This window comes from Neisseria oralis, assembly GCF_045062685.1.
Lineage (GTDB): Bacteria > Pseudomonadota > Gammaproteobacteria > Burkholderiales > Neisseriaceae > Neisseria > Neisseria oralis.
In genome coordinates, this window is sequence record NZ_JBJGEB010000002.1 from 231587 (window position 1) to 257299 (window position 25713).

Below are 25713 nucleotides of genomic sequence, written 5' to 3' on the forward strand. Positions count from 1 at the left end.
CGGCAGGCCGTCTGAAATGTTCAGACGGCCTGTTTCTTATAAAACCGCGGCAAATCGGCTAAAATAGCCCCCTTTGAATCTCTTGGCGCAACCAGCATGAACATCTTATCCGTAGAAAACGCTTCCTTTGCCGTCGGCCATGTCGCCCTACTCGACAAAACTTCCTTCCAACTCGACAGCGGCGAAAAAATCGGCTTAATCGGCCGCAACGGCGCGGGTAAGTCTTCGTTTCTGAAAATCCTCGCCGGCGTGCAGAAGCTCGACGACGGGCAGATTATCGTTCAAAACAACCTCAAAATCGTTTATGTGCCGCAGGAATCGTTTTTTGATAAGGAAGTCACCGTATTCGACACCGTCGCCGAAGGCTTGGGCGAAATCCGCGACCTGCTGCGCCGTTACCACCGCGTCAGCCATGATTTGGAACACAATTCAGACGACGTTTTATTAAAAGAACTCAACGAATTGCAGCTTGAAATCGAAGCGAAGGACGGCTGGAAGCTGGATGCGGCGGTGAAGCAGACTTTAGGTGAACTCGGTCTGCCGGAAAATGAAAAAATCGGCAACCTCTCCGGCGGGCAGAAAAAGCGCGTCGCCTTGGCGCAGGCTTGGGTGCAGAAGCCCGACGTATTGCTGCTGGACGAACCGACCAACCATTTGGACATCGACGCGATTATCTGGCTGGAAAACCTGCTCAAGGCGTTTGAAGGCAGCTTGGTCGTGATTACCCACGACCGCCGTTTTTTGGACAACATTGCTACGCGCATCGTCGAACTCGACCGCGGCATTCTGCGCTCCTATCCCGGCTCGTTCTCCAAATACAGCGAGAAAAAAGCGCAAGAGTTGGCAGTCGAGGCGGAACATAACCGCCTTTTCGACAAATTCCACGCGCAGGAAGAAGCGTGGATACGCAAAGGTATCGAAGCACGCCGCACCCGCAACGAAGGCCGCGTGCGCCGTTTGGAAGAACTGCGCCGCCAGCGTGCCGAACGCCGCAACGTACAAGGGCAGGTCAATTTCAAGCTCGACAGTGGCGAGAAAAGCGGCAAAATCATCGCCGAGCTGGAACACGCCTCGTTTGCCTATGGCGACAAAGTCATCATGGACAAATTTTCCGCCATCTTGCAGCGCGGCGACAAAATCGGCTTAATCGGCCCAAACGGTATCGGCAAAACCACCTTCCTCAAGCTGATTCTGGGCGAATTGCAGCCGACCTACGGCAGAATCCGCATCGGCAGCAAGCAGGAAGTCGCCTATTTCGACCAGTTCCGCAGCGCGTTGAACGAAAACGACACCGTGTTTTACACGCTCGGACAAGGCAACGATTACGTCGAAATCGGCGGCAAGAAAAAACACGTCATGAGCTATCTGGAAGATTTCCTGTTCCACCCTGCCCGCGCGCAAAGCCCCGTCTCATCGCTCTCCGGCGGCGAACGCAACCGCCTCCTGCTGGCAAAACTCTTCACCCGCCCTGCCAATATCCTGGTCTTGGACGAACCGACCAACGACTTGGATATCGACACCCAAGAGCTGCTCGAAGACCTGCTGCGCGATTATCAAGGCACGGTATTCCTCGTCTCACACGACCGTATGTTCCTCGACAATGTAATTACCCAAAGCATTGTTTTCGAAGGTCAAGGTCGTCTGAAAGAATACATCGGCGGCTATCAGGACTACATCGACGCAAAATCGCGCGAAGAGAAAATTCAGACGGCCCCCGCACCCAAAACAGCCACCGCAGAACCGGAAAAAGCCAAACCCAAAGCCAACCGCACGGTCAAACTTTCCTACAAAGAACAACGCGAACTCGACGCCCTGCCCGACGAAATCGCCGCCTTGGAAACCGAACAGGCGGAAATCAACGCGCAGCTTTCTGATCCTGAAATCTTCAAAGATTATGAGAAAGCCAGTGCATTGCAAAACCGTGCCGAAGAAATCGAAACACTGCTTTTGGAAAAATTAGAACGCTGGGAGCTTTTGGAGGCGAAGCAGAACGGCGGGGCCGTCTGAAATCTATACCATAGACCGCCATGCCTGCGAAAATTTCCGAAAACCAAACCGTGTTATTCCCGCGCAAGCGGGAATCCAAAACGTAGAATTTCAGAAACGTTTTTCTGCATCAGTTTCTGAACGGAACAATCTGGATTCCCGCCTGTGCGGAAATGACGCGGTTTAATAAACGGTTGTATCGGAAATTAATCCACTATAAACCGTCATTTCCTCAAAAATCCCCGAAGGCCGTCTGAAATCTAAAGGCCGCCTGAAAAATATTTTCAGACGGCCTTTCAAATATCCGCGTAATCAGAACTTCACGCCTTTGTGCAGCGCCACGATGCCCGCGCTCATGTTGTGGTAATCCACGCTGTCGAAACCCGCGTCCAGCATCATCTGTTTCAAAGTTTCCTGGTCTGGGTGCATACGGATGGATTCGGCCAGATATTGATAGCTGTCGGCGTCTTTCGCAATCAGTTTGCCCATAACCGGCAGCAACTTGAACGAATACAGGTCGTACACGCCTTCCAGCGGTTTGTAGACTTTGGAAAACTCCAATACCAGCAGCGTGCCGCCCGGTTTCAACACGCGATGCATCTCTTTCAGCGCGGCATCTTTGTGCGTCATATTGCGCAGGCCGAAAGCGACGGAAACCAGATTGAAGTAGTTGTCGGGAAACGGCAGTTTTTCCGCATCGGCCAGCGATACCGGCAGAATCAGTCCTTCATTGAGCAGGCGGTCGCGGCCGACGGTCAGCATGGAGGAGTTGATGTCGGTCAGCCAGACTTCGCCTTCTTTGCCCACACGCTTGGCCCAGCCGCGCGACAGGTCGCCCGTTCCGCCCGCGATGTCGAGCACTTTGTCGCCTTTTTTCAAACGCGCGGTATTGATGGTAAAGCGTTTCCAAACGCGGTGCAGACCGCCCGACATCACGTCGTTCATGATGTCATAGTTTTTCGCTACCGAGTGGAATACCTCGGCCACTTTGCCTGCTTTTTCGTTCTCATCTACGGTACTGAAACCGAAATGGGTTTTGTGGTCGCTCATGTTGCCTGCCTTTTTAAAATAATGCGGATTCAGATATTGAATACGTCGAAATCGCCAACCACTTTCGACGCGGGAAATATATTTTGCGCCTGCCGCTCCAGCATCAGCCGTTGCTCCTCATCGGCATAACGCGCGCTGATGTGGGTCAGATAAAGTTGTTTGACACCGGCTTCGGCAGCCAGGTTTGCGGCATCGGACACGGTGGAATGGAAAACTTTTTCCGCCATTGCTTCGTCTCCGGCGGCAAAAGTCGCTTCATGCACCAATACATCCGCCCCTTCGGCCGCCGCCAGTGCGGACGGGCAGGGCTTTGTGTCGCCGAAGACAGCGATTATCCGCCCTTTTCGCGGCGGCGAAAGGTATTCTTTACCGTCAATCAGCCGCCCGTCGTCCAAGGTTACGGTTTCGCCGTTTTTCAGACGGCCGAGCAACGGGCCGGGCGGGATGCCGAGTTCGCGCAAACAGTCCATCTGCAAGCCGCCCGCGCGTTCTTTTTCTTCTATGCGGTAGGCGAAGGACGGCAGGCTGTGCGCCAGTCCGAAAGCACTGACGGTAAATTCCCCGTCGTCCGATATGAGGCCGTCTGAAACAAATTCATGGAAGTTTATCAGATAGCTCAACTGCGTTTGCGAAGCTTCCAGCGCACTTTCGACAAACCGGCGGATACCGGCGGGGCCGTACAGGGACAGCGGTTCGCCCGCCCCGCCCAAAAACAAGCGGCTGCCGAGCAGTCCGGGCAGGCCGAAGATATGGTCGCCGTGCAGGTGCGTGATGAAAATCCGCCTGATTTTGCCCGGCCGGATGTTGGTACGCAGGATTTGGTGCTGCGTAGCCTCGCCGCAATCAAACAGCCAGACTTCGTTATTTTTCCCGCCTGTTTTCAGGGCGGTGCAGGTAACGTTGCGCACTTTCGACGGCGAACCTGCGCCGGTGCCTAAAAATTGCAGTTCCATATTTTCAGACGGCCTCTTCCTCAATGCCGTCCGCCGCAACCGCCGCTGCCGCAGGCATGGCCGGATTTCGGCCCGGCCTTCAAATCGTCGGGAGACGGAATGCGCGACGCGCCCGCCAGCTCCATGCGGCGCAGGTAATCCGCCCAAAGCGCGTCGTGATCGTGTGCCAGTTTGTGCAGATAGGCCCAGTCGTACAAACCGCTGTCGTGGCCGTCTGAAAAAGTGATTTTCAAGGCGTATTGCCCGACCGGCTCCAGCCCCATGATGGTAACGCCCGCCTTGCCCGTTTGCAGCACTTCCTGCCCGGGCGCATGGCCGCGCACTTCCGCGCTGGGTGAAAATACGCGCAAAAATTCGGCGCTCAGACTTTTTTGTTCGGCGCCGTAAACCAAAGTCAGTGCGCCGCGGCCGTGTTGCAGGCGGATTTCTTCGGGTATCCGGTTATTCGGGTGATTCATGTTCAAACCTTAAAATGAAATGCTTATTTGCCCGCTTTTTTGCGCAATACGGCGACGCGGATGGAAAAAATGCCGCCGAGCACCGCAAATGCCAGCAGCGCGTAAAGCGACACGCGGATAACGGTTATCCTGGCGGCGCCCGACAAACCCGCCGGCACCACCGAGACAAACGCGAACACGGCAAACGAAAACAGCATCAGGCCGATGCAGGCGAAGGCGCAGCGGGTGTTGGCTTTGATTTGGACGTTTTGGCTCATGACTGTCTGCCGTATCGGACGGAGGGGGTATTTTATCAGTTTTCACAACGCCGTTTCCGATAATTTTGGCATTGCGGCACGGCCCTAATCCGTCAGGTAGAGTTCCACCGCTTTGCGTTTGTCCCGCCCTCCGTCGAGCATCAGCCGCGCCTTATCGCCGCGCCTGCCGCTCATGCGCACGACGATGCCGCCGGGCATGTGTTTCAAAACTTCCAGCGTCGCACCGCCGGCGGTCTGGTAAACCACATCGGGACAGTCTTTCAGGCACCAGCGGCGCTGCGGGCGGATAAAGTATTCGATGCCGTCTGAAACCGCCAGTTTTTCGCCGCCTTTGACGATGAAATACGGGTAATCGGGGCGCTTGGTGCGGAACGTCCATTCCGCTTCTGCCTTTTGACCGTTGCGGCTGTAGCGGAACACGGCGCGATAGGCGGTATCGTATTCCAAGGGATTCAGGGGAAACAATGCGAACTGGCGGTCGGTGAATTTCCGGTTCGGGTCGTTGCGGCGGGTCAGCACGCGCACGGGGGCGACTTCTTCATTGCCGCGGTAGAGTTTGAACGACTGCATTTCGATGCGTCCGGCCGTTTCGGAAAACGCAATACTGGCGGGGTTGCCGGTTATGGCCCGGTCGGGTACGGGGTCGGGGCGTTCGCCGTAAAATTCGGGCACGGCCGAATTGCCGACCGGATATACGACATACGGAATTTCCTGCCGGGGTTTCATTTCGTCCGCATACACGATGGCGCCGTTGGTGCAGGCGTCCGCATAGAAAGGCCGGTCGGGTTCGGCGTTCAGACGGCCTGACGCGCAAAGATTGCGGTACAGGCTGTTGCCCTGATTGACCACCAGCGCCTGATTGCCGTTCTGCTCCTCGTAAGCCGCGCCCGCCTCGTCGATGCCTTGTTCCAACAATGAAAAACGGTGGTACACCGCCGCCATCAGGCCGTCCGCCTGCTGCCGCACCGTATCGCCGCCCGACGATGCGCCGCGCTGAATGCGGCCGGTACTGACGTTTTCCCGCACGCCGCCATACGGATAACCGACGAATGCGGCACGGTCGGACGGCGTTTCGCCGCTGAACAGCGGGCTGGCGGTATGCTTCTCGTCATGCCCTTCGTCGGGGTAATCCGTCAGATAACGCGCGTGGTTGCGCGCCGAACGCTCCAGCAGTTCGGATTTCGCCAACGCGGGCAGCCCGGCCTCTTTACGCAGGTAGTTCAGATAGCCGAGTCCGTCCAAGCCTTCGACGGCAGACGTATCGGCGGGCGGCAGCGCTCGGAGCAGGTCGGCGCCGGATAATTCGCTCTCTTCCACGTATCGGAACAGGGCAAACAATAATCCGGCCAGAACCAGCCAGACGGCAAGTGATTTCATCATTATTCTTCAGACGGCCTGTCATGATGTTTCAAGCCGCAATCATACCGCATAAAGGCCGTCTGAAAAACAAAACCTCCGGCCGGCTGGTACCGGTCGGAGGTCTGTGGGCTGCGTGCAAACTCAATACGGCTGCTGTACGGCGTTGTTCGCACTCTGTGCCGGCGCACGCCCGTCTATCTGCTCACCGCTGCGTTCCAGCGCCGCCCCTGCCTTGCCGATGCCGTGGCCGATACCGCTTACCGAACGGCCGACGATGCGCGAACTGTCCGCTTTTACTCCGTTCCATGTGCTGTGGCAGCCGGCCAGCGCCAACACTGCGGCGGCAATCAATAATTTTTTCATTTCATTCTCCTGTCGGTTGAATCAGATACAGACGCCCCGCGTACCGCGGCTTTCAAGGTAAAGCGTCATACGGGCGGCATTTCCTATTGACATAAATCCGCCGCATTAGTTTGCCGCTTTGCCTGATTTTACCGCAGCATAACAAAAGGCCGTCTGAAAACGAATCTTTCAGACGGCCCGACGGCGGCAAGCCTACTTCCGCTCCGGTTTGACCTCGAACATTTCGGGATGTTTTTTGGTGTATTCGACCGCTATAAAGCCGCCGCCGATAATCACCGCCAGAATCACGGCCAGCGCAATCATCGCAAGAATAAATTTGTCCATAACACTGCCTTTGATGCGGTTTCAGACGGCCTCCGATACCGTATGGCCGTCTGAAACCGTATTGCCGCACCGCTTTAGCGTTCGATTTGCGATACGTCGCGCACCGCGCCTTTGTCGGCGGAAGTCGCCATCGCGCCATAGGCACGCAGGGCAGCGGAGACGTAGCGGTCGCGGTTTTCCGGTTTCCATGCTTTGCTGCCGCGTGCTTCCATTTCGGCGCGGCGGGAGGCGAGTTCTTCGTCGGACACTTTCAGATTGATGCTGCGGTTGGGGATGTCGATTTCGATGGTATCGCCTTCGTGCACCAAACCGATGGCGCCGCCTTCCGCCGCTTCGGGCGAAGCGTGGCCGATGGACAAACCTGATGTACCGCCGGAGAAGCGTCCGTCAGTCAGCAAGGCGCAGGCTTTGCCCAAGCCTTTGGATTTCAGGTAAGAAGTCGGGTACAGCATTTCCTGCATGCCTGGGCCGCCTTTGGGGCCTTCGTAGCGGATGATGACGATGTCGCCGGCGACGATTTGGTTGCCCAAAATGCCTTCGACGGCGGTTTCCTGGCTTTCAAACACGCGGGCGCGGCCGGTGAATTTGAGGATGCTCTCGTCCACGCCTGCGGTTTTCACCACGCAGCCGCGCTCGGCGATGTTGCCGAACAAGACCGCCAAACCGCCATCTTGCGAGTAGGCGTGTTCGACGTTGCGGATGCAGCCTTTTTCACGGTCGAGGTCGAGGGTTTTCCACATGCGGTTTTGCGAGAACGCTTGGGTGGTGCGCACGCCGCCGGGTGCGGCTTTGAAGCGTTCGATGGCGTGGGTGTTTTCGGGATTGGTCACGTCCCATTTTTCAATCGCGTCTTTCAGCGTCGGCGCGTGAATGGTGTACACGTCGGTGTGCAGTTTGCCCGCTTTGTCCAGTTCTTTCAGGATGGCGAAAATGCCGCCTGCGCGGTGCACGTCTTCCATGTAGTAGTCGTGGTTATTGGGCGCGGTTTTGCAGATGCAGGGCACGACGCGGCTTAAGCGGTCGATGTCGGCCATTTTGAAATCCACGCCCGCTTCGTTGGCGACGGCGAGCAAATGCAGGATGGTGTTGGTGGAACCGCCCATGGCGATGTCCATGGTCATGGCGTTTTCAAACGCTTTTTTGGTGGCGATGCTGCGCGGCAGCACGGTTTCGTCGTCTTGCTCGTAATAGCGTTTGGTGATTTCGACAATCATGCGGCCGGCTTCGAGGAACAATTCTTTGCGGCCGGCATGGGTGGCGAGGTAGGAACCGTTGCCAGGCAGGGACAGGCCGAGCGCTTCGGTCAGGCAGTTCATGGAGTTGGCGGTGAACATGCCGGAGCAGGAACCGCAGGTCGGGCAGGCATTTTGTTCGACTTCTTCAACCTGTTGGTTGCTGATATTGTCGTCCGCCGATTCAATCATGGCGTCAATCAAGTCCAAGCGGCGTTCGGGCTGGATGTTGGCCACGCCGATGACCTTGCCCGCTTCCATCGGGCCGCCGGAAACGAAGATGGTCGGGATGTTCAGGCGCATGGCGGCAATCAGCATTCCGGGGGTGATTTTGTCGCAGTTGGAAATGCACACCAGCGCGTCGGCGCAGTGGGCGTTCACCATGTATTCGATGGAGTCGGCAATCAAATCGCGGCTGGGCAGTGAGTACAGCATGCCGCTGTGTCCCATGGCGATGCCGTCGTCGATGGCGATGGTGTTGAATTCTTTGGCGATTGCGCCGGCTTTTTCAATCTCGCGGGCAACCAGTTGGCCCATGTTGTGCAGGTGGACATGGCCGGGCACGAATTGGGTGAACGAGTTGGCAACGGCGATGATGGGCTTGCCGAAGTCGGTTTCCATCACACCGGTGGCGCGCCACAATGCGCGTGCACCCGCCATATTGCGGCCGTGGGTGGAGGTTTTGGAGCGGTAGTCTGGCATTTTTATTCCTTAAATTTAAAACGTGTGCCGCAAAAGACAAAGGCCGTCTGAAAAAATGATTTCATTCGATAAGTGTTGATTCAGCGGCAGATTTTCTCAATTAAGCTGCCATTTTATACCAATTGTTGACAATGAAGAACCTTAATTTGTAATCAAACAGGACCGTACGGCTTTCATGAGAAAGGCCATCTGAAACCATATTTTCAGACGGCCTCAAAGCCTGATTTTCAACCCGATTCACCCAGCCAATCCCGTGCCGCCAAAAACTCATTCAGCCGCGCTTCGGGCGAACCTTCTTCGGGCGCGTATTGATACTCGAAGCGCACCAAAGGCGGCATGGACATCAAAATGCTTTCCGTGCGACCGCCGCTTTGCAGGCCGAACAGCGTGCCCCTGTCCCAAACCAAATTAAATTCCACATAACGCCCGCGCCGGTAAAGCTGGAAATCACGTTCGCGTTCGCCGTATGGCGTGTTTTTGCGTTTCGCCACAATCGGCAGATACGCTCCGATATAGCCTTCGCCGACCGCCTTGATGAAATTCAGGCAGGTGTCGAAATCCCAGCGGTTCAAATCGTCGAAAAACAAACCGCCCACGCCGCGCGTTTCGCCGCGGTGTTTCAGGTAAAAATACTCGTCGCACCATTTTTTGAACTCGGGATAAACCTCTTCCCCAAACGGCGCGCATACGTCCCGCGCGACCGTGTGCCAGTGCAAAATATCTTCTTCAAACGGATAAAACGGCGTCAAATCAAAGCCGCCACCGAACCACCACACAGGCTCGCCGCCTTCCGGATACGCGATAAAAAAGCGCACATTCGCATGGCTGGTCGGCACATACGGATTTTTCGGATGAATCACCAGCGACACGCCCATTGCCTCAAACGCCGCGCCCGCCAGTTCAGGACGGTGCGCCGTTGCCGAAGCGGGCATTTTGCTGCCTTTCACATGCGAAAAATTCACGCCCGCCTGCTCGAATACCGCGCCGTTTTTCAACACACGAGTTTCGCCCACGCCCAATTTGCCCGTCCATTCTTCACGCGCAAACCCCGCCCCGACGTCTTCCTGCTCAAGCGCGGCGCAGATTTGGTTTTGCAGGTTTTTTAATACGGTTAAAACGGTTTCGGTGTGCATGGGAAATTCCTTGTTTTGAGGGTTGGGAGGCCGTCTGAAAAATTGCCGTACCGGATAATCGGCTTTTTATAAACGAAAAGCAGGAAATTCGGGCCGTCGCCGCAGGTGATGCGTCAAACGCGCCTTATCTTCATTTTAAACGGACAGGCCGTCTGAAAATGTTTCAGACGGCCTGTGGTTTAATCTGTAAAGAAGGTATGTGCGCCTAAGTAGTTTTTCGCATAGAAGGGCTTGGAAAGTTTCTCGGTCTGTACCGTTTTGCCGCTGCTCGGCGCGTGGATAAATTCGCCGTTGCCGATATAGAGGCCGACGTGGGAATATTTGTGCGCTCCGCCCGTGCTGAAAAATACCAGATCACCGGCTTTCAGTTTGCCGTCGGGGATTTTGCGCGAGGCGGCGGCCATGTCGCGGGCGGTACGCGGCAGGCTGACGCCGAGTGCGTTTTTATAAACGAACTGAATCATGCCGCTGCAATCGAAGCCCATTTCGGTTTTATTGCCTCCCCAGCGGTAAGGCGTGCCGATCAGCCCCATGCTGTGCAGCATCAGTTCCTGCGAACCTTCCGTATGGTCGATATTGCTGATGCGCACGGGCTGGACCTTGTGTGCGGCTGTCGGGCGGTGCGCGGGTTTTCTTGGCGTGGTGCCGCAGGATGCCAGCGCGGCAACTGCGGTGGCGAGAAAGGCGGCTTTTAAAATCGGTTTCATGAGATTTCCTTCGGTGTATTTTCAGACGGCCTCAGAGTAATCCTTCAATCGGCAGAAACGATAATATTTTGGAGATAACGCGTTTCCAGAATTTGGCTTCCGGTTCTTTCGAGTAGATTTTGCGGTCTTCCGGATTCTGCCAGCGCAGTTTGTTGTGCCGGTTGAGCGTAACTTTGTAGGCGTAGTCGGGCGTGGTCGTTATCAGCGTGCGCCGCATCATGCCGGCAATCTGCGGGCTTTCGAGGACGACGCCCATTTCAGTGTTGAGGCGGGCGGAACGCGGGTCAAGGTTGAACGAACCGATAAAGATACGTTTTTCGTCGACGATAAAGGTTTTTGCGTGCAGGCTGGTGGCGGAGCTGCCGGTCAGCCCGCGGTCTTTGGTTTTGGGGACGGCATGGTTGGGCTTCAGTTCGTACAGTTCCACCCCTGCTTTCAGCAGCGGCTTGCGGTATTTGACGTAGCCGGAATGTACGGCGGCAACGTCGGTGGCTTGAAGTGAGTTGGTCAGTACGGTTACGTCCACGCCTGCTTTGGCGATTTCGCTTAATGCGTGCGCACCCGATTTGGTCGGCACGAAATACGGCGACACAAGATACATGCTCTTTTCCGGCGCCTGCATTGCTGCGAGCAGGCGTTGCAGAATCGGGGTTTTGTGGCGGTCGCGGTCAAGCCCTTTGGCGGGGTCGTCGCTGATGAGGCGGGTTTTGACTTTGTGCCACTGCACTTTGTTCTGCTTCAGCAAATTGAACAAATCCGAGGTTTCGATTTCGCGCCGGTATCGGTTCAATACGCCGTTTTTGTCGTCATCGTTATATGCCAGTTCTTCAAAGCCTTTTTCCACGCTGCCTCTTTTGATGATGCTTCTGGCCGGATAAGCCGAATTGCTCGCCCAATAGCGGTCGAAGTCTTCCGACACTTCGGTAACCACTTTGCCCGTTGCCAGTATATCCAGATCGGCGAAAACGGTATCTTCCCCGACCTTAAAATATTCGTCGCCGATATTGCGTCCGCCGACGATGGTGGCGCGGTTGTCGGCGGTCAGCGATTTGTTGTGCATACGGCGGTTGAGGCGCGGGAAGTCGGTCAGATAGCCCAACGCGCGCCATCTGCGCGAGACGAAGGGGTTGAACAGGCGTATTTCGATATTAGGATGGCTGTCGAGCGCCAATAGGATGTTGTCGAGGCCGTCGGTGTTGTTGTCGTCCAGCAGCAGCCGCACGCGCACGCCGCGCTCTGCCGCCCTGTGCACTAGGTTGAACAGCAGCTTGCCGGAAATGTCGTTGTGCCAGATATAGTATTGGATGTCGAGCGTGTGGTCGGCGGCGTCAATTAGTTCGGCACGCGCGACGAAGGCATCATGCGCATCGTTGAGCAGATAAACGTCCGACGTGTCCGCATCGCTGTCGGCAGGCTGCTTTTTGTGCGCAAGTTTCAACGACGCTTCCAAGCGGGGCGAGGAAGGCGTGTCGAGATAGCGGCTCTCCGTCCGTCCGTCCAACGGCGGCAGCGAAGCACAGCCTATGAGGAATGCGGGCATCATCAGTACGGTATATCTGAGGTTCATCACGGTAACAATCTTTTTTCAGACGGCATAGACGGTATTTTGTTCCTGAAAACTTCGAGGCCGTCTGAAAAACGGCAGCGGCAAATATAAACGGCGCACATTCTAACCTATTTTCTTGATTTATTCCGTCAGATTCTGCCCGTCGGAACGGTGCAGCCGGGCAAAGATAAATCCTGAGGCAAACGTAACCGCACCGATGCCGAGAAAGGTCAGCCTGAATGCGGTATGCAGGTTTTCCGCACCGAAGCTGCTTTTCGTCCAGCCCTGCAACATCAGTGCGCCGAGCGCAATGCCGAAGCTCATGGACAACTGCTGGTTGACCGCCATCAGACTGTTTCCGCTGCCCGCCTGATAAGGCCGCAAATCGGCCAAGGTCAACGTGTTCATAGCCGAAAACTGTATTGAGTTGCACAGCCCCATCGCCAGCAGCAGCGCCACCCACACTCCCAGCGGCGTATGCACATCCGGCAGCGCAACCAGCATAATCAATATCCCCAACAGCCGCGTGTTGGCCGTCAAAACACCACGGTAGCCGTAGTGCGCCATTATCGGCCTGACCAACGGCTTCGCCAGCAGCGAGGCAAAGGCCGCGGCAGCAACCAAGCCGCCGGACAGCCCCGCTCCGAAACCAAAAGCCACCTGAAACAGCAACGGCAATAAAAACGGTACGGAACTGATACCCAAACGGCTGAACAGATTGCCCGCAAGTCCCAGCCGGAAAGTGCGCACCTGAAACAGGTCGCCCGCATAAAGCGGCGTTTCGGTACGGCGCGCATGGCGGGCATAAAGCCACAGCGCAGCCGCACCGGCTACCGCCAGCCCCGCAGCAAAAGGTACGGCCTGCGGATGAGAGATAACCTCCACGGCCATTATCAGCGCGCATGCCGCCGAAGCGAACATCAAAAAGCCCGCCGTATCAAACGGCACGCGCACACCTTTGACATTCGGCATGATTTTCAGCGCCGCCGCGATACCGATTAGGCCGATGGGTACGTTCAGCAGAAAAATCCAATGCCACGAAGCATATTCCACCAGATAACCGCCCACCGGCGGCCCGAATATGGGCCCGATTAACGCCGGCATCACCGCATAATTGATAGCGTTCAGAAGCTGCGACTTCTCGTATACGCGAATAATGGTCAACCGCGGTACGGGTGCCAGCATCGAACCGCCCACTCCCTGCACCATCCTTGCCACCACCAGCATCGGCAGGTTTTGCGCCGCCGCACACAACAGCGAGCCGGCGATAAACACCGCCATCGAACCGACAAACACATTGCGCGTACCGAAACGGTCGGCCAGGTAGCCGCTCAAAGGAATCAGCAACGCGACAGTCAGCGTATAAACCACCACCGCAGAGTGCATATCCAGCGGCGATTCGTCCAAATCCGCAGCAATGTTCGGCAGCGCGGTATTGAGTATGGTCGCATCAAGCATTTGCATAAAAATCGCAATTGCCAGCAGCAACGGCAGCCAACGCGAAGGCTGCGGAGAAATTGGAAGCGTGATTTCCATCTTTAATTTCTTAAATCACAATCTCGAAATATCCGGTTTGACCGTTTCGACAAAGGGCCATTGTAACCTCTTCCCCCTCCGCCCATCCAGCGACAGGCCGTCTGAAACCACTTTAATTCATATGTATTTACGGTATTCTATCTGCCATCATCAAATCCAAGTAAATCCACCGTTCACCCTTAAGAAATGATATGCATTCTTTCCTATGTTAAGATAAACGCCTTTACAACCTCACACAAAGGACAAGAATCATGAAAAAAATCATCTTCGCCGCACTCGCAGCAGCAGCCATCGGTACTGCCTCCGCCGCCACCTACAAAGTGGACGAACACCACGCCAACGCCCGTTTCGCCATCGACCACTTCAACACCAGCACCAACGTCGGCGGTTTCTACGGTCTGACCGGCTCCGTCGATTTCGACCAAGCCAAGCGCCAAGGCAAAATCGACATCACCATCCCCGTTGCCAACCTGCAAAGCGGTTCGCAACACTTCACCGACCACCTGAAATCTGCCGACATTTTCGATGCCGCCAAATATCCGAACATCCGCTTCGTTTCCACCAAATTCAACTTCAACGGCAAAAAACTGCTCTCCGTTGACGGCAACCTGACCATGCACGGCAAAACCGCCCCCGTCAAACTCAAAGCCGAAAAATTCAACTGCTACCAAAGCCCGATGGCGAAAACCGAAGTCTGCGGCGGCGACTTCAGCACCACCATCGACCGCACCAAATGGGGCGTGAACTATCTGGTTGATGCAGGCATGACCAAAACCGTCCGCATCGACATCCAAATCGAAGCAGCCAAACAATAACGCTGCGTCTAAAATATTCGAGGCCGCCTGAAAGCATTGTTTCAGACGGCCTCGAATAACGGCTTCTTAACATTTCCTATTATCGCCTTCACATAAAAAACAGCGATAATGCCGGTTTTGCATTCACAGGAAACCCTCTCATGAAAACACTCAGCAAACTGGCTTTGGGCGCCCTCGTACTCGCCGCCTCGTTCACCGCTCAAGCCGAAACACGCGCCGTTATCGAAACCAATATGGGCAATATCGGCCTGTCGCTGGATGAAACCAAAGCGCCTAAAACCGTCGCCAACTTCGTCAGCTACGCCCGCAAAGGCTTTTACGACAACACCGTTTTCCACCGCGTCATCGACGGCTTCATGATTCAAGGCGGCGGATTCACACCCGACATGGTACAGAAAGCCACCGACAAAGCCATTGGCAACGAAGCCGACAACGGCCTGAAGAACACTGTCGGCACCATCGCCATGGCGCGTACCGGCAATCCTAATTCCGCTACCAGCCAGTTTTTCATCAACACCGCCGACAATGAGTTTCTGAACTTTAAAAACAAAACCGCGCAGGGCTACGGCTATGCGGTGTTCGGCAAAGTTACATCGGGTATGGAAGTGGTGGAGAAAATCGCCAAGGTACAGACTACCGACCGCGGCTACCATCAAAACGTACCGGTCAAACCCGTCGTTATCCGTAAAGTTACCATCGGCCAATAATTCTGCCGATACAGTCAAAAGGCCGTCTGAAAGCATGATGAAGCAGCTTTCAGACGGCCTTTTGACAATTTCGCATTCCCAATCAGGCAAGTTGCTTGGTAAACGCGACGAACTCGTCTTTCTTTGCCTTGGCTTTACCCGAATCAATGGCTTCCCCCGCCGCGTCGACGCCCTCGGCCAGCGACGGAACCACGTTGCCGGCATACAGGGCGGCGGCGGCATTCAGTAATACGATGTCCCGCGCCGCGCCGCGCTCACCGTCAAGCACGCCCTGTATTTTCAGTAAAGATTCCCTGCTGTCGGCAACCTTGATGTCGTCGAGGTTTCGACGGATTTCTATCCCGTAGTCCACAGGATTGAGATCGTATTCGCGTATCGTTCCGTCTTTCAGTTCGGCCACGCGGGTTTTGCCCGCAATAGTGATTTCGTCCAAACCGTCTTCACCGCAAACCACCAATACATGTTTGGAACCGAGTTGCTGCAACACGCGCGACAGGATGCCGCACAAATCGACATGAAATACGCCCAGCAACTGGTTCGGCGCACCGGCGGGATTGGTCAGCGGGCCGAGGATATTGAAAATACTGCGGAACCCGAGCGCACGGCGTACCGGAGCGACATAGCGCATGGCACTGTGGTGGTTGGGGGCAAACATAAAGCCGATACCGGTTTTGTCTATACTTTCGGCCACCTGTTTGGGCGTAACATCCAATACCGCTCCCATCTGCTCCATCACATCGGCCGCACCGCTGGAAGACGACACCGACCGGCCGCCGTGTTTTGCCACCTTCGCCCCCGCCGCCGCCGCGACAAACATGGCGGCGGTGGAAATATTAAACGTCTTGGCACCGTCTCCACCCGTGCCCACAATATCGACCAAACCGCTGCCGTCCCTAACAGGCACCTTGCTCGCAAACTCGCGCATCACTGCGGCGGCGGCGGTGATTTCCGATACGGTTTCCACCTTAATCCGCAGCCCCGTCAGGATGGCCGCGATTTGTTCCGGCATTACCTGGCCGCTCATAATCTGGCGCATCAAGTCGGTCATTTCGTCGTAAAAAAGCTCGTTGTTGCTGATTAGGCGCGCAATGGCCTGCTGGGGGGTAATCATTTCCAAGTTTCCTTTTCCTTCGTTGTTCACTGAATTTATCGGCTTTAGAGGCCGTCTGAAAATTTCCAGACGGCCTCTGCGACCTGATCCGCTACATATGTTTGTGCAAATCCAAAATAGCGGCACGGTTGGACGGCGAAAACACTTTTTCCGCCGCTTCCGCCACATCAAACCAACCGTAGGCGGTATGTTCGCCCTCTGCCAGCCTGACCGGCGTATTGCGCGGGATTTCGGCGGAAAAGACGTGTTCGCGGTTTTCGAATACGCCTTCAGGATAGCGGTGCCGCCAATGGTGGTAGATTTCGTAAACGCTGCTTTCATGCCAGTTGCAAAGCTGCCCGTCCGCAAGGCGGATGCCGGTTTCTTCCCAAACCTCCCGCCGCGCAGTCTGCTCAATACTCTCGCCCTGCTCTATGCTGCCGGTTACCGACTGCCAGAAGCCGGGCCGGTCTGCCCGCTCGATAAGCAGGATATGCCCTTGTCCGTCGTGCAATACCACCAGTGCGGACACGGGATACTTCAAAGGCTTCGCCATCAATCGTCTCCGGCAGCATCCATTGCCGGGTCGGATTTGGTGTCGCTGCGCGCCTGCATTCCCGCCTTAATCATGGCGATATTGCTCGGCGCCAGGCTTTCGTTCAAGATGCGGATTTCGCGCTGCGGATAGGGGAACTCGATGCCGTGTTCGTTAAACTGCCGCCAAATGTCCAGAAAAATCGCCGATTGCAGCGCGGCAAAACCGTTTTCCGGGTCTTTCACCCAATAAGTCGCGCGCAAATCGATACCGTTGTCGCCGAAATTGGTCACCACCGCCAAAGGCGCGGGATTGGCGGAAACTCGAGGCTGCGCGGCGGCCGCACTTTTTATGATGTCCAGCGCCTTAATCAAATCGGAATGATAGGCAACCTGTATATTAAACGCCTGCTGCAATTCGCGGCTGGTGTAGGATTCGTTGACCACCATCGAGGTAACGAAAGTCTCGTTCGGAATCAGCGCCTCCGTACCGTTGGCATTGCGCAGCACCACAAAACGCGAGGTGATTTTGGTGACATAGCCGGTAAAGTTATTGACCGTCAGGCGGTCGTTCATGCGGATGGAGCGGTCGCCCAAAATGATAAAACCAGAAATATAGTTGCTCGCCACTTTTTGCAGGCCGAAACCGATACCGACACCCAACGCACCGCCGAACACCGACAATACCGTCAAATCAATCCCCACCAGCGGCAGCGCAATCAATACCGCCAAAACCATCATCACCGTTTTGACGACTTTGGACAAAATCATGCTCAAATTGGTGTCTAAGCTGCTTTTCTCCAACCGCTCGCCGATAAAGCGCGCCAGCCATGACGCACCTATCATCAGGATACCGACCCACAGAATCCCGTTCAAAATCGTCAGCAGGCTCAATTTGCCCGAACCGACGGTAAAACGGATTGCCTCCAACGTTTCCAGAATTTTGTCATCAAATCCCGACAGCCACAGAACGAATCCCACCCACAAAACCATTGATACTACCCGCTCCAGCCAATCAGTCAGCCTGTTCTGCGGCAAAGCGGCATGGACCACCGCCACACTCGCCCGAATCAGAATCATCCAACGCGCCGCCAAAATCAGCAGATGCAGCCATACCGCGCGAAATTCCGTCAAATTACAGACAAATAAAGCCAGTGCCCCCGTTATCATCATCAACAGCGGCCACAGCAGGCGGCAGCCGATATGCCGCAGCAGCAAAAAATTTCTCCGATGCCCGGAAAAATATTTATTGATAAGGTATTCGGACAGAAAAAACGTCGCCGCCATCAATGCCAGCACGCCCGCCAGTTCGATCCAACCCGAAGTCTGACTGAAATTGCGCTCTAACAGGCTGGAAGTAAACGCTTGGCGCGCAAACAAATCATGAAGAATGGCATTCATAAGCAATATTTATTCAGAAAAATCAAATAGCGTCATTATATAGCGGGCATGGATGTTCGTCATTCCGGCGGGAGTCAGGCCGTCTGAAAGCAATATTCAAAGCCGCTTCAAACAGATACTCCCGATTAGGCCGGACGCGCTTGCCAAACCGATACAAAAAAATTATAATTCGCACCTTAATTAAGTCGGAGTGTGGCGCAGTCTGGTAGCGCACTTGCATGGGGTGCAAGGGGTCGAAGGTTCGAATCCTTTCACTCCGACCAAAAAATCTAACGGCCGGGCTAATTTAAATTAGCCCGGCCGTTTTTTCACTTTAATCTCAATTTATTCAATACGATGTATTATAAAATACTTTCCGAGGCTATGCCTTCAATACAATAGCTGCTTTGTAATGCTGTCCCGTTATTCATAGTAATAGTTATATCTCCTGACTTGATGTGCCTCCAATATGCGGATGACAGTGAGTGCAGTGTCTCCTTTTCGAAGTCCTTCAGGCTATATTTTGCGGTAAAATTTGCCGCTTAATATACAAGTATTGCCACGATATTCCGCCATTAGCCCTGCTGACTCTTCACTAAAAGACCTATAGCATATTGACTTTTCGATTATAGGAAGGCGCTACACTTGAAATATAAATACGCAATCGTCTGAAAAATCATATACCCTCATAACTTAGCTATACCAAATTCAGAAAATTCCCAGTTACGCTTTTGCCGATTTCAACACCTTCTTCGCCGCCTCCACGCCCCAATACAAAGCTTCTTCGAATACCGAATAACAGCTCAAATCACTGTGGGCAAACAGCAGTCCTGACGCTCGGTTTCTGATTTTTAACAAAGATTCGTCGTTCAGATAACCGGCTTTCGGTACGCTCATGCCGTGTCCGCGTACCGTAACATTGACGTGTGAAACGTGTTGCCAGAAGCCCTCTCCGTAGGCGGCGATCAAGTCTTTGGCGGCCAAGTCGCGCAGTTCTTCGTCGGAGGCTTCGAGCAGTTGGCGGCGGACGGTTTGCGGGGTGTCGTGGTTTAACGCGGCATAGGCGGTGAAGATTGTGCGCTCGGGGCGGGCGACGCGGATGAGCTGGTTGGTGGCGACGACGTAGCCGAGCCCCTGGCTGCCGTAGATGACGTTATCCCACGCCGTTTCGCTGTTGTTTTTTTCTTTCGGAAAGCTGTGCAGCTCGAAATTGGCGACCAACCACGGGGCGTATTCGGGAATGTTCAAACCGTATTGCGCGGGATTTTCGACGATGCGGGCGGCAACCATCAGCGGCATGGCGGAAATAACGTGTTGCGTGGTCAGGGCGACGGTTTCGCCGCTTGAATTGTCGCGCAGCCAAACTTCGATACGGTCGTCTGAAAGCGGTTTGATTTTGACGGCGGATGCGTTGACGGAAGCAGGTTTGTCGAGGTGGATGCGGTTTTCAGACGACCATTGCCAACCTTCCTGCAAACCGGCATGGCGGCGCAGGTTTTCAGAAAGATGCGCCAAACCTTCGGGCCAAGTGAGGACGGTTTCCGCGCTGTTGCGTGCGGCGAAGTAATGCAGTCCGGCAAAGGCGGATACTTGCGCTATGCCCTGTCCGTAATCATCACGGCAGCAGTAATCGAGATACCACAAGAGTTCGGGCGAGGTGTAGCCCTCTTGCGCAATCCATTGTTTGAACGTCAACTTATCAAGTTCGCGCCACGTTTCGTCCGCAGAAGATAGGGCTATCGGAATGGCAAAAATCTTCTTGCCGTCGCTTCCGTAAGCCTGTTTCAGACGACCGATTAAATCGAAAAAACGTTTGGAATCCGCATCTTCTTTCGGCAACAAGTGTTCCTGCCATTTATCCTGATACAAAAGGCGCGACTCGGGCGCGTAAACCAAATCAGTTTCCCTGAAACTGCCGTCCGATTGCAAGATACCAAAATCCGCCAGCATCTCGCGCACATACGCACTCTCTTTCGACGGCAACGCAAGATAATGCGCACCGCTCGGCGCTTTCAGGCCGTCTGAAGCGGCGTAGGCGGCATTGTTGCCGTTGCGCTCGAATCCTTCCGCCAGCAATACATCACGATGACCGTGTTTCGCCAAATACCACAACGCCCCCAAACCCGCCGCGCCGCCGCCGAGTATCAGCGTATTGCATTCGTAACGGCGGCTCGGCGGGCTGAGCAATTTCCCGTCGCGCAACAAATGCCCCAACGGCAGCCCTACGCGGTTGACGGAAACCGGCGGTTTGCGGTTGAGGCGTTGGTAAGTCAGCCAAGAGAAAGAGGACGCAGCGGCAAGCGCGGCGGTGTAACTGAGGAAACGGCGGCGGGTCGGCATGAAGTTTATGGAGACGGGTTTGTTCAATATTGGATTTCAGATTAAAGCGTTGCAACTTAAACGATGCCGCCCCCTCTTTCTACCACTGCCCAAGTGCTGCGTTCCGCCGCCAATTCCCTGCACAACACTTCCTTCACTTTTTCCAACTTCATGCCGCCGCAGATAAATGCGTCTATGGCGGCGAAGCGGTGTTCCGGCCAAGTGTGGATGCTGATGTGGGATTCGGCGAGCAGTAAAACGCCGGTTATGCCGCCTGCGCCGCCGAAGGTGTGGAAACGTTCGGCGAGGACGGTAGCTTCTGCGGCTTGGGCGGCGGCTTTTAGGGCGGTTTTCAGACGGCCTTGGTCTTTCAATATGGCTTCGTCGCAGCCGTATAAGTCCAAAAGGCCATGATTACCGGGGATATGGGTCATTTGTGGCCTCCGGAATAACCGCTGCCGCCGGAATAACTGCCGCCTCCGTAGTAGTAGCCGCCGGAGTGCGTGCGGCTGCCGTCGGATGAGGATGAGAGCGAGGCGTAGTTAAGCATGGTAGCCACAACGATAACTGCGGTGGCGCAAATGATATAGCCTATTCTCGACATGGTTTAATCCTCTTCTTCGTCTTTTTCACGCCCGATAACCCAGATGGCATAACCTGCAAAGAACAAGGTTATGATGATGCTTAAGTGGTCGCCGCCGCTCATCAGGAATGCCGGTATGTTGACGATAATCAAGATGCCGATCATCAGCAGCCGCAATTTGTTGTCGACGGCATCTTCGGTCATGTTTGCGGTGTAATGCGGTGCGCGGCTGCTCAGATTAAATGCCTCGGCAATTTCGCTGTAAGCAACCGGTACGCTTTTGCTCCATGCCATTTCGTGAGTGTTCAATTCGGCACAAAGTTTGCGGTTTTGTCCGTCGCGGTAGTCGCTGTAATAGTTCAAATCGCCGCTTCGGATGCGCCAGTAGAACGCGCCGGCAGCGACTTCGACCCTGCCGCCGTAGTCGTAAAGTTTGCTGCAGCCTTGCGGTTGGCGGTTGCGGTCGAGGCGCGGCCATGTGTTTTGGGTTTGGGAAAGGTTCCAGCCGTCATCGGATTCGACCAGCCACAGAAACCCCTGTGTCGGGTTGTAAAGCAGATATTCCGACCATTGGCCTTCGGGCGTGAGCGTGCGGTTGGCGCCGCTGAACAGGTTTTCAAATGTTTCCTGTGCGTCGGTTTCGGCGTATCTGACCGCACCCATAACGTAAAATTCGCGGTTTTTCAGACGGCCTTGTCTGCCGACGGGCAAGGTAAACAGGCTTTGCTGCGCCGTGCGCATGGCGTTGGCGGTAATGAGTTCGGCTTTGTCTTTGCCGATTGCCAATTCGCTGCCGCAGCTTGTGCAGTTGAGATGGGAGGTGAGGCCGCTGACCCAGTGGACAGACGAGCCGCAGTTGGGACAGTTCTCAGAGGCGATGCTGCCTTTCAGACGACCTGCGCTTTCTTTGATTTCGTCTTCGCTGCGAGTATTTTCCAGCTTCAAATCATCCAAGTTCACCATGCGGCCGAAGAAGGTTTCAGGGGTGTCGTCGCTGTAGTCGAGCGTGATGAAAAGGTCTTCGCAACGCCAGTCGGCAACTTTGTTCTGACTATCTTCGTTCAAAACAAACGGCAGCTCGCCCTGCGCGGCAGCGCGTTTCAGGCTGATGTGGCGCACGTCTGAGGCGACATAGCGTTTGTTTTGGAAAGTCAGCTCGCTAAATCCCGCCCGAATGTCCTCAAAGCGCGGCGGGTTGTCGGTTTCGACGGGCATAGTCATCACATACAAATCGCCTGCTTCCGAAAGCCAGCCCGTCCTGCCGTCGTCAAACAGCGCGTACCATTCGTTCCATGCGCCGTCGTCGTATTGCACCTGAAGCCGTCCGACCAAGGTGAAGCGTTGCGTAACGAATGTGCCGGTCGTACCGATTTGCAGCGGGCTGAAATCTTCCAGCAATGCGGAATCGCGGCCGGAATCGACGATGCCGTCATCCTGCCGCACCAGCATGCTGTTGCAGTAGCCGCACACCAGCGTAACGGCGGAGGCGGAATGCGCTTCGACAGGCGCGCCGCAGCTCGGGCAGTCGGTTTTAAAGAAGGGGGTGTTTGACATGTTTGCTTTTCGGAAGTGGGTTGGAAGTTTCAGACGACCTTGCAATAGTGTGGGACGGATTGTTTTTTAAAAATCGAAATATCGACGGCTGGATTTTACCGTATAGACTGACCGAACAGGTAAAGGCCGTCTGAAACCGTTTTCAGACGGCCTATTTCCTCAGCCGATCAACTGCTTCAACACTTCCGCTTTGGCTTTATCGTAATCCTCTTGAGCAATCAAACCGCCGTCCAGCAAAGATTTGAGTTTCGCCAATTTTGCCTGCGGGTCTTCGGAGGTCGTCTGAATGCTTTGCGCGGGTTGGGCTGCCGGTTGAGCCGCGGGCTGCATCATGCCCGCCATCGCGCCAGCCATTGCCTGACCGACGCCTGCGCCCACGCCCAAGCCTGCGCCGATTCCGGCAAGCCCGCCTTCGTTTTGCGCGGCAAGCGGGATAGCTTCGGCGGTTTGGTATTGGGTGTAGCGTCCCAAATCGCCAATGACGCCCATGGAAATTTTCTTATCCAACGCTTCTTGGATGGCGGCAGGCAGAGTGATGCTTTCGACAGTGAAGTTTTCCAGCGTCAAGCCGAGTTTGGCAAATTCCGCGCCGAGCAATTCGCCGATTTTTTGCGACAGCAAAACTTGGTTTGCCGCCATGTCCAAAAACGGAATGCCTGAGCTGCCGAACGCCGCCGCGAGTTGGGTGACGGCAATATTGCGCAACTGGGCTTCCAACTCGACGCCGCTGTATTCTGCCGCTACACCGCTGACTTCTTTAAAGAATTTTGCCGGATCGCTGATGCGGTAGGCGTACATACCGAACGAGCGCAACTGCACCGCGCCGAACTCGGCATCGCGCACGGTAACGGGTTGCGACGTACCCCATTTCCGCGCAATCTGTTGTTTGGTATTGAAAAAGTAAACGTCGGATTTAAACGGGGATTCAAAGAGTTTGTCCCAGTTTTTCAGGTTGGTCAGCAGCGGCAGCGTTTGCGTGCTGAGCGTGTAACGCCCCGGTCCGAACACGTCGGCGGTTACGCCCTCGTCAACAAACATCGCCATCTGCGCCTCGCGCACGGTCAGGCTCGCGCCGTTTTGGATTTCCTCATCGGCAATCGGGAAACGCCACATCAACAGGCTGTCGTCGGGATTCGGCCATTGGATGACGTCGATAAACTGTTTCTTGATAAAGTTGAACATTGCGGTTCCTTATTTTGAAGAATGGGATAACACGGAGCGGGGCAGAAATGCAGGCAGCCGTATATTTTGCAAACTGTTTATATAAATCAGGTCAAACAAGCGGCATTCAAGATACCGATGGACACGGACACCGCGCCAAAAAGCGCACCGACAGCGACGTTGTTGCCGATGCGTTCTTCCGTTGCGCCTTCATCGACAAACATCGCCATCCGAACTCACACCGTTTCGGATTTCATCATCGACAATCGAAAAACGTCACATCAACAGGCTATCGTCAGGATTCGGCCATTGATGACATCCTAAACGGTAAATATCTCAATTTAACGGTAATTGCTTAGTTTCCGCCAAATCTTATAGAATGACCCACGCAACGTCGTTAATTTATCATATTGATTTTACAAAGAAAAGGAATTTACATGCAAAATACTATCCGCTTCTGCTTTGCCGCACTGGCACTGTCGGCCGCAGTAGGCGCACAGGCCGCCCGTCCCCTTGAATTTACCGTCGGTACGGAATATTACAATGAGACTTATCGGGAATATGAAGGAAGCGAACGCTTGATGCAACAAACCGGCAACCTGTGGTCTCTCACCGGCGGCGTTAAATATCGTTTTAATGATCGCCATGCGGCAAAAGTAGAAGGTCGCTATTCCCGCGGTAAGTCAGATTACACGGGAGGCGTACAAGATGCAGACGACAACTTCTCAGGTTATGGTTCTGCCACGCTCAATGGTTCTCCGCGCCGCGTACATGATATTCGGGCTTTATATGAATATACACATCCGATTAATGACCGCTTCAGCGTAACTGCCGGCGCAGGTTTGGGACACCGGGTTCTGAGAGACTTGAACAGCCGTGTCCAAGCAGATGATTATGACCGCAAAAACCAAACTACATATGCGCAGATCAACGCAGGTGTAAATATTGCTCTTCCTGCAAATTTTGAAGTTTCCCCCCGCATTGCTTACAATCATGCCTTGAGAGGCCGGCAATACTCTTACCATCCCGGTCGGGAAGCGACTGAAATGAAACAATCGGGAGGACGTGGCGTCGAAATCGAGGTACCTGTATCTAAAAAATTCGCCAACGAATCCAAAATAAGCGTCGCTCCGTTTTACCGCGGCTGGAAAGTCAAAAAATCGGATATGGCAATTGTCTATCTGCCTCAAGGGATGTATGGTTACACCGAACCCAAAAACTATACCCACGAAGCAGGTGTGAAAGTCCAATACTCGTTCTAATCCGACGGACAAAGCACTCAAACCATTTCAGACGGCCTTGCAGTACAATAGGCCGTCTGAAATTTTTGACGCTCCCGAAATCCTGCACCTGCTCAAATACCTGCAAACCCAAGGCCATGCTGCGGCGGAAACCGGAACCTTCCGTCATCGGGAACATTTAAATATCACGGGATACCGACGTTTTGGATTCCCGCATGTGCGGGAATAACGGTAACCGTATATTTTTCACTGTTAAGCTGGTTATAAAAATCAGGTCAGACAAGCAGCATTCAAGATACCGATAGATACGGACACCGCGCCAAACAGCGCGCCGACGGCGACGTTGTTGCCGATGAGTTCTTCAGTTGCGCCTTTAATCATCATCGTGGCGACAAAATACACCAAAATCTGAATCACCGCCGCCGCAAGACCCCACAGGATAAAATCGACGAAACTGACGCTGTGGGCAATGCTGGATGCAAGCGTCAAACAAAATCCGACCAGCGCGCCGCCAAATGACAAGGCGCAGGCAAGGTTGCCGTTTTTAATCAGCCGCAATTCTTCCGCAGGCGTAATCCGCAGATACACCGCGCCGAAAACGGCAGTCATCGCCACCCCCGCAAGCATATATTGCAGGTAAAGCAGGTATTGGGGCAGGGAAATACTCACGATATGAAGTCCTTAGGATTTGATATAATGGATTATGCCATAATTTGCGCACCG

General features: G+C 54.5%; 25 protein-coding genes, 1 tRNA gene and 1 pseudogene. 5 read left to right on the forward strand and 22 right to left on the reverse strand.

Annotation, left to right across the window (positions count from 1 at the left end; all coding sequences use genetic code 11):
- Nucleotides 1-96 precede the first annotated feature (96 nt).
- Nucleotides 97-2007: an ATP-binding cassette domain-containing protein gene (locus ACI43T_RS03035; RefSeq protein ID WP_405385504.1), complete on the forward strand. Its 1911-nt coding sequence runs from the start codon at nt 97-99 to the stop codon at nt 2005-2007.
- A gap of 291 nt (nt 2008-2298) precedes the next feature.
- On the opposite strand, the gene ubiE is transcribed toward ACI43T_RS03035, so the two are convergent.
- From ubiE to ACI43T_RS03095, 12 genes are all read right to left on the reverse strand, one after another.
- Nucleotides 2299-3036, reverse strand: a complete 738-nt coding sequence (ubiE, locus tag ACI43T_RS03040; protein ID WP_308024532.1) for a bifunctional demethylmenaquinone methyltransferase/2-methoxy-6-polyprenyl-1,4-benzoquinol methylase UbiE — start codon at nt 3034-3036, stop codon at nt 2299-2301.
- A 29-nt stretch (nt 3037-3065) separates the two neighbouring features.
- A complete protein-coding gene (rnz, locus tag ACI43T_RS03045; RefSeq protein ID WP_405385505.1) occupies nt 3066-3989 on the reverse strand; it encodes a ribonuclease Z in 924 nt (307 codons plus the stop codon).
- Between the two features lie 20 nt (nt 3990-4009).
- Nucleotides 4010-4447, reverse strand: a complete 438-nt coding sequence (locus ACI43T_RS03050; protein WP_405385506.1) for a gamma-butyrobetaine hydroxylase-like domain-containing protein — start codon at nt 4445-4447, stop codon at nt 4010-4012.
- Nucleotides 4448-4470: 23 nt separating this feature from the next.
- Entirely contained in the window at nt 4471-4704 is a 234-nt protein-coding gene (locus ACI43T_RS03055) for a hypothetical protein (RefSeq protein ID WP_009173433.1), read from the reverse strand.
- 84 nt (nt 4705-4788) lie between these two features.
- Complete coding sequence (locus tag ACI43T_RS03060; RefSeq protein ID WP_405385545.1) at nt 4789-6081, reverse strand: CAP domain-containing protein; 1293 nt, start codon at nt 6079-6081, stop codon at nt 4789-4791.
- A 123-nt stretch (nt 6082-6204) separates the two neighbouring features.
- The gene (locus ACI43T_RS03065; RefSeq protein WP_009173431.1) at nt 6205-6426 is read right to left on the reverse strand and encodes a hypothetical protein; all 222 of its coding nucleotides are present in this window, start codon (nt 6424-6426) and stop codon (nt 6205-6207) included.
- 192 nt (nt 6427-6618) lie between these two features.
- The gene (locus tag ACI43T_RS03070; protein WP_256359113.1) at nt 6619-6750 is read right to left on the reverse strand and encodes a hypothetical protein; all 132 of its coding nucleotides are present in this window, start codon (nt 6748-6750) and stop codon (nt 6619-6621) included.
- 74 nt (nt 6751-6824) lie between these two features.
- Nucleotides 6825-8684 carry a dihydroxy-acid dehydratase gene (gene ilvD, locus ACI43T_RS03075; RefSeq protein ID WP_405385507.1) on the reverse strand — a complete coding sequence of 620 codons (1860 nt, stop codon included), beginning with the start codon at nt 8682-8684 and terminating at the stop codon, nt 6825-6827.
- 227 nt (nt 8685-8911) lie between these two features.
- Entirely contained in the window at nt 8912-9817 is a 906-nt protein-coding gene (gene hemF / locus ACI43T_RS03080) for an oxygen-dependent coproporphyrinogen oxidase (protein ID WP_377079724.1), read from the reverse strand.
- 179 nt (nt 9818-9996) lie between these two features.
- Nucleotides 9997-10524 (reverse strand): C40 family peptidase, encoded by a 528-nt coding sequence (locus ACI43T_RS03085; RefSeq protein ID WP_405385508.1) that lies wholly within the window; start codon nt 10522-10524, stop codon nt 9997-9999.
- Between the two features lie 31 nt (nt 10525-10555).
- Nucleotides 10556-12091, reverse strand: coding sequence for a phospholipase D family protein (locus ACI43T_RS03090; RefSeq protein ID WP_377079732.1), 1536 nt, complete (start codon nt 12089-12091; stop codon nt 10556-10558).
- 120 nt (nt 12092-12211) lie between these two features.
- Nucleotides 12212-13606 carry an MFS transporter gene (locus ACI43T_RS03095; RefSeq protein ID WP_314764198.1) on the reverse strand — a complete coding sequence of 465 codons (1395 nt, stop codon included), beginning with the start codon at nt 13604-13606 and terminating at the stop codon, nt 12212-12214.
- Between the two features lie 251 nt (nt 13607-13857).
- Between ACI43T_RS03095 and ACI43T_RS03100 the strand changes: the two genes are divergently transcribed.
- Together ACI43T_RS03100 and ACI43T_RS03105 are read left to right on the forward strand one after the other, a co-directional pair.
- Nucleotides 13858-14421, forward strand: a complete 564-nt coding sequence (locus ACI43T_RS03100; RefSeq protein WP_314764228.1) for a YceI family protein — start codon at nt 13858-13860, stop codon at nt 14419-14421.
- A gap of 140 nt (nt 14422-14561) precedes the next feature.
- Nucleotides 14562-15128: a peptidylprolyl isomerase gene (locus ACI43T_RS03105; RefSeq protein ID WP_293277968.1), complete on the forward strand. Its 567-nt coding sequence runs from the start codon at nt 14562-14564 to the stop codon at nt 15126-15128.
- Between the two features lie 82 nt (nt 15129-15210).
- Here the strand turns inward: ACI43T_RS03105 and trpD are convergent, their stop codons facing one another.
- The 3 genes from trpD to ACI43T_RS03120 all read right to left on the reverse strand — a co-directional run bounded on the left by trpD (nt 15211) and on the right by ACI43T_RS03120 (nt 18153).
- On the reverse strand, nt 15211-16239 hold the full coding sequence (gene trpD / locus ACI43T_RS03110) for an anthranilate phosphoribosyltransferase (protein ID WP_377079721.1): 1029 nt from the start codon (nt 16237-16239) through the stop codon (nt 15211-15213).
- Between the two features lie 91 nt (nt 16240-16330).
- A complete protein-coding gene (gene nudB, locus ACI43T_RS03115) occupies nt 16331-16774 on the reverse strand; it encodes a dihydroneopterin triphosphate diphosphatase (protein WP_308024878.1) in 444 nt (147 codons plus the stop codon).
- Nucleotides 16774-18153: a mechanosensitive ion channel family protein gene (locus tag ACI43T_RS03120; protein WP_377079720.1), complete on the reverse strand. Its 1380-nt coding sequence runs from the start codon at nt 18151-18153 to the stop codon at nt 16774-16776. The genes nudB and ACI43T_RS03120 overlap by 1 nt, the downstream gene beginning before the upstream one ends.
- A 186-nt stretch (nt 18154-18339) precedes the next feature.
- Between ACI43T_RS03120 and ACI43T_RS03125 the strand changes: the two genes are divergently transcribed.
- Nucleotides 18340-18416: transfer RNA gene (locus tag ACI43T_RS03125), tRNA-Pro, on the forward strand.
- A 439-nt stretch (nt 18417-18855) separates the two neighbouring features.
- Here the strand turns inward: ACI43T_RS03125 and ACI43T_RS03130 are convergent.
- From ACI43T_RS03130 to ACI43T_RS03155, 6 genes and pseudogenes are all read right to left on the reverse strand, one after another.
- Complete coding sequence (locus tag ACI43T_RS03130; protein WP_405385509.1) at nt 18856-20472, reverse strand: NAD(P)-binding protein; 1617 nt, start codon at nt 20470-20472, stop codon at nt 18856-18858.
- A 56-nt stretch (nt 20473-20528) separates the two neighbouring features.
- On the reverse strand, nt 20529-20885 hold the full coding sequence (gene speD / locus ACI43T_RS03135) for an adenosylmethionine decarboxylase (RefSeq protein ID WP_009173419.1): 357 nt from the start codon (nt 20883-20885) through the stop codon (nt 20529-20531).
- Nucleotides 20882-21055, reverse strand: coding sequence for a hypothetical protein (locus tag ACI43T_RS03140; RefSeq protein ID WP_405385510.1), 174 nt, complete (start codon nt 21053-21055; stop codon nt 20882-20884). The genes speD and ACI43T_RS03140 overlap by 4 nt, the downstream gene beginning before the upstream one ends.
- 3 nt (nt 21056-21058) lie before the next feature.
- On the reverse strand, nt 21059-22588 hold the full coding sequence (locus ACI43T_RS03145) for a DUF4178 domain-containing protein (protein ID WP_405385511.1): 1530 nt from the start codon (nt 22586-22588) through the stop codon (nt 21059-21061).
- Between the two features lie 159 nt (nt 22589-22747).
- Nucleotides 22748-23770 (reverse strand): SPFH domain-containing protein, encoded by a 1023-nt coding sequence (locus tag ACI43T_RS03150; protein ID WP_405385513.1) that lies wholly within the window; start codon nt 23768-23770, stop codon nt 22748-22750.
- 86 nt (nt 23771-23856) lie between these two features.
- A pseudogene (locus ACI43T_RS03155) lies at nt 23857-23961 on the reverse strand (DUF350 domain-containing protein); the annotation flags it as partial.
- A gap of 225 nt (nt 23962-24186) precedes the next feature.
- Between ACI43T_RS03155 and ACI43T_RS03160 the strand changes: the two are divergent.
- The gene (locus ACI43T_RS03160; RefSeq protein WP_377081976.1) at nt 24187-25011 is read left to right on the forward strand and encodes an outer membrane beta-barrel protein; all 825 of its coding nucleotides are present in this window, start codon (nt 24187-24189) and stop codon (nt 25009-25011) included.
- Between the two features lie 249 nt (nt 25012-25260).
- On the opposite strand, the gene ACI43T_RS03165 is transcribed toward ACI43T_RS03160, so the two are convergent.
- Complete coding sequence (locus ACI43T_RS03165; RefSeq protein WP_039850438.1) at nt 25261-25659, reverse strand: DUF350 domain-containing protein; 399 nt, start codon at nt 25657-25659, stop codon at nt 25261-25263.
- Between the last annotated feature and the right edge of the window lie 54 nt (nt 25660-25713).